The organism is Bacillota bacterium (assembly GCA_030019365.1).
Lineage (GTDB): Bacteria > Bacillota > Sulfobacillia > JACIYH01 > JACIYH01 > JACIYH01.
On the sequence record JASEFA010000025.1, the window covers coordinates 1 to 422 of the forward strand.

Consider the following 422-nt stretch of genomic DNA (forward strand, 5'->3'; position numbering starts at 1 on the left):
CTCGAACGGGCATGGGTGCGGTGATGGGCTCAAAGCGCCTGAAAGCCGTGGCCGTTCGGGGAAGTAGGGACATCCCCATCGCCGACCAGAAAAACTACGTGAGGCTAATGGATGAGCTCCGAGAGAAGATGCTCGCCGACCCCTTCACCCAAGGCCGAGCCGACTACGGCACTCCCAGCCTCGTCGAGCTCATGAACGAGATCGGGCGACTCCCCACACGAAACTATGAAACGGGGGTATTCGAGCACGCTGAGGCGATAGGTGGGAAGACAATAAGGCAGCGGTACCTCATCAAGCCGCGGGCCGACTTCGCATGCGTCCAGCGCTGTGGTCGCTACACATGCGTTTCCGAGGGCCCCTACGCATACATCGGGGGAGGCCCTGAGTACGAGACGCTTTCTTGCGTGGGGTCAAAATGTGGG

General features: G+C 60.7%; 1 protein-coding gene. It reads left to right on the forward strand.

What is annotated here, in order from left to right:
* A partial coding sequence (locus tag QME70_14040) for an aldehyde ferredoxin oxidoreductase C-terminal domain-containing protein (GenBank protein MDI6895683.1) occupies nucleotides 1-422 on the forward strand: 422 nt, incomplete at both ends.